This window comes from Mycobacterium sp. 852002-40037_SCH5390672 (assembly GCF_001665875.1).
In the GTDB taxonomy this organism is placed as follows: domain Bacteria; phylum Actinomycetota; class Actinomycetes; order Mycobacteriales; family Mycobacteriaceae; genus Mycobacterium.
The window spans coordinates 1-3,627 of record NZ_LZTA01000068.1 but is presented as its reverse complement, the minus strand read 5'-3'; the positions used below and the strand labels follow the sequence as shown (position 1 = coordinate 3,627).

3 protein-coding genes are annotated in these 3,627 nt (G+C 67.5%); all 3 read right to left on the bottom strand.

From position 1 onward, the window contains the following. Nucleotides 1-849: S8 family serine peptidase (locus tag A5782_RS10715; RefSeq protein ID WP_231986643.1), on the bottom strand; the 849-nt coding region annotated here is incomplete at its 3' end. Further along, entirely contained in the window at nucleotides 827-2,338 is a 1,512-nt protein-coding gene (eccD, locus tag A5782_RS10710) for a type VII secretion integral membrane protein EccD (RefSeq protein ID WP_067099204.1), read from the bottom strand. The genes eccD and A5782_RS10715, both read right to left, overlap by 23 nt. 267 nt (nucleotides 2,339-2,605) lie before the next feature. Further along, on the bottom strand, nucleotides 2,606-3,508 hold the full coding sequence (locus tag A5782_RS10705) for an ESX secretion-associated protein EspG (protein ID WP_067099202.1): 903 nt from the start codon (nucleotides 3,506-3,508) through the stop codon (nucleotides 2,606-2,608). Between the last annotated feature and the right edge of the window lie 119 nt (nucleotides 3,509-3,627).

The following is a 3,627-nucleotide window of genomic DNA, read 5'->3' as shown; positions in this document are numbered from 1 at the left end:
GCCCTTCGGGGCACCGCCGCCGGCACCGGCGGCTCCACCAGCCGCGGGTCCGCCCGCGGGTTCGCCACCGGAGTAACCGGGGATGGTCACCGTGCCGCCACCGTGACTGGCCGCCGGGGCTTGCCCGTTGGGAGGCTGACCACCCTGGGGTGGTCCCGGAGGCGAACCCGCGGGCGGACCCGCGGCTGGTGGAGCCGCCGGTGCCGGCGGCGGTGCCCCGAAGGGCCCAGGAGGCAGTTGCTGCTCCTGCGGAGTCGGGGGGACCATCGTCACGGTCTGTGGCAGCGGTGACAGGGTCACCGTCTGCGGGGGTGGCGCTTTGGGCGGTGGCTCGGTGGTGGGGATGGTGACCGGCTTGCGCGGTGCCGCCGGTGGCACCCCCGCGCCGTTGGCCGATGCCGCACCGATCATCGACGCCACGATGGTGCCGTGCGCATCGCAGTCGGACAGCCCGTCACCGGCCATGATGTAGTCGCCGCCGGGAATGAGGTGCGGAAACCTGGGGTGCGGCGTCACACCGGTGTCGATGACGGCCACCTTCACGCCGGCACCACGACCGAACTGCCATGCCTCCTGCAGATTCAGCATGTCCATGTATTTGGGTTGCAGCCGGAAGTCGGTCCCGGGCAGCACACCGACCTCGGTGCAGTACGAGTTCTGCTTCATCGGCGCCCCCGGCCCCGGCGGACCGTCCGGCGGTACCGCGCCGGCGTCGATCGTCGGGGGCGAAATCGCGTACGCCGGCGGCAAGCCGGCTAGTGCGCCCGACGCGAGCAGCGTGGCGGCAACGGTCGCGGCGGATGCGCGACCACGCCACACCTTGCCGTTAGCGATAGCGGATTGCTGCATAGACATTCATCAACCACAATGCCAGCGGGAAAATCGGCATCAGGCAGAGGTATTCAATCCATTCCACGAATTTGCGGAATAGCGGGCTGTAGACGGTGTTCGGCACCACAGCCGCCGATGTCAGTCCCGCGGCCGGCAACAGAACCAAGATCGCCGCGCTTATCGAGACGGCGAGCGGGGACTGCAGCACCAGCGCGTAGCGCAACACGACCGCACCGACAATCAGCACGGCCGTTCCGGCCAGGGTGATCGCCTGCCAGCGGTCGACGTAGGAGCGGCCGCGCAGCATCAGGAAGCCCGCGCTGAAACCGGCCAGCAAGACGGGCAGCCAGCGCTGTCCGGTGTGCGGATCCGACAGCGCGGTCAGGGAGACGATCATCAGCACGCCGAGCCCGATCAGCAAACCCGACAGGAAGGAGCGGGCGCGTTCGGCCTGGGTCAACACGTCGCGGACCGAGGCGGGTCCCTCAAGAACCGGAGGACCGCCGTCGGAGCGCACCACGGTGGTGGGCAGGTCGGGCCGTGCCTCGAACACCCACCGGCTGGTGGCCGACGGGAAGACGGGCAACCGGATGCCGGCCAGGCGCCGCGAGATTGCCGGCGCACTCTGGTAGATCATGACGGACACCAGCACGACGCAGGTAAATAGCGTCACTGCGCTGGTCATGGCGACCATGCGTGCCAGCGCGGCCACCGCTGCGATCAGGCTGACGGTGACGATCGCGGTGTAGATCGCCAACCGACGTCCGGTGAAGCGCAGCGCGAGGATTGCGGCGATGGTGAGGACCCCGAAGCCCAATACGCCGTGCGGCGATCCGACGCCGCCGGGCGGCGCCGACGCCGCCGCGATCGACAGGGGGGCGAGGCTGCTCAACAGCATGGTGTCGGCTACGCGCCGTTCCTGCTGCGTGTGCGCCCGCATCAACAGCATCAGCGAAACGCCCAGCACCACCGCGCCGATCACGCCCGCGTACACGGTCGGCAGCCACGAGTTGTGGTGCCAGCGCCACCAGCCGAGCAGGCCGGCGGCGGTCGTCACCCCGATGGCCACCATCGACGCGCCGACCTGCACCGCGATGACCGGGTCGATGGCGGCGAAGCGCTTGCTGAGGTCCGCCGCGACCGCGGTGGAGATGTGCTCGATGACCTGCGAGCGGTGCTCGGTGTCCTGGATGAACCGGATCCACAACCGGTCGCCGTCGTAGACGTCCTGCTCGCTCAGCGATTGGGTGGCCCGCAAGGGCGAGCCGTCCACCAGGCACAGCGCCCATCGGCCCCGGCCCGACGCCTCCAGCGGAGTCTCGCCGAGCTCCCGGAGCCGGCTGTTGACCACCTTCAGCAACGGATCGGTCATCACCGAGACGGGGGCGTTGGCGTCCAGCAGGACGCCGATCTGGACGCCCGCGCCGGCCATCACGCCGACGACGACTGCCTGAGGCTGCGAGATTCCCTCTACGTCAGTCTGTGGTACTTCAACTACCGCAGTCATCGCGTTGCACTCCCTACCGTGATGAATGTGTGAGCCCGTGCCGCCAGTCGCGCGCGGGCGTGCGCCGGTGTACTCGTCGAGGTGCTGCGGCCCCCCGCAAAGTGCATTCCGACTAATTGGAATTCCATCTGCCTCGCCTTGCGATTAAGAGTTGTGGTTGACACCGGTTTGAGATTTGCTGATGCCTTGAGAGAAGTATGCCGTGTTCGCAGCTCAAGCGCATGTTGAGTGCAAAGACATTGGTGAACTCTGTGTTTCGCGCGAATGTCAGACCCTGCTGTGCGTTTTCCACTCGCCGTAGGGAAGCGTGTCCAGCACAGTTTTGACGCCCACCTGCACGAGCTGTGGGGTCGCCGGACAGATGGCCAGCCACGCCTCCCCCGACCCCGCGGTGCGGGCCTGCTGATAGAGCGCGATGCGGCCGCCGGAGCCGTCTTTGAGTGACAGCACTGACGCGCTGGGGCCCTTGGCGTCGTCCTGGTACTGGCGGGCGTACACAGCAACCTCGGCGGCCGGGTCGGACAGCGCCTGGCCTAGCGCGGCCACGGTGGCGGCGCTGATGCCCATCCGGCGCAGGTCACCACCGGAGAACACGTTGAACCCCGACTCCTGCCACGACTTCGTCGCTTCCAGCATTTCTTCCAGCGGCACGTTGACCGCGTTGATCGCCGCGGGTTCGGCGTGGTGGATGGACTCCAGCGCGTCGATCACCAGGGACGCGATCGAGGCGCTGTCCGCGACGGCGACGTCGTCGACGGTGATCTCACCGCCAACCCGAACCGCCGACACCCAGTGCTGTCCGCGGCGCGCCAGGACCACCCGAAACTCGTTGTCGGGGATATCGCGCGAGCCCGGGGGCTGATTCGTGTCATCGAGCACGCCGTAGGCGAGCTTGCCTCGGGACAACAAAGCGACCACTTCCAAGTCGGGCGCCGCGAGCACTCTCATCCGCGCGGCCACGTGCTCGTTCACCTGGTCGTTCTCGACTATGCCCTGCTCGCGCATCACCGCCATTCCGGGATGCTCGTTGATCCAGTCGCTCGAGTCGGTAGACACGTATGGCCGGCACCGCAACTCTGGCGCGACGTGCCGGATGTCCAGGAGCGCCTGGAGCATCCAGAAACCGTCGACGTTGACAGTGATGTCGGTGCGGGTGCTCTGTTGGTCCATCAAATCCCCACTTGGTCCCTAGTTACCTCAAAGCGAAACTGCACGGGAACCGCAGGACGCGGCAGCACACCACCCGTCGGTGGTCTCTTATACACATCTGACGCTGCCGACGATCGCAT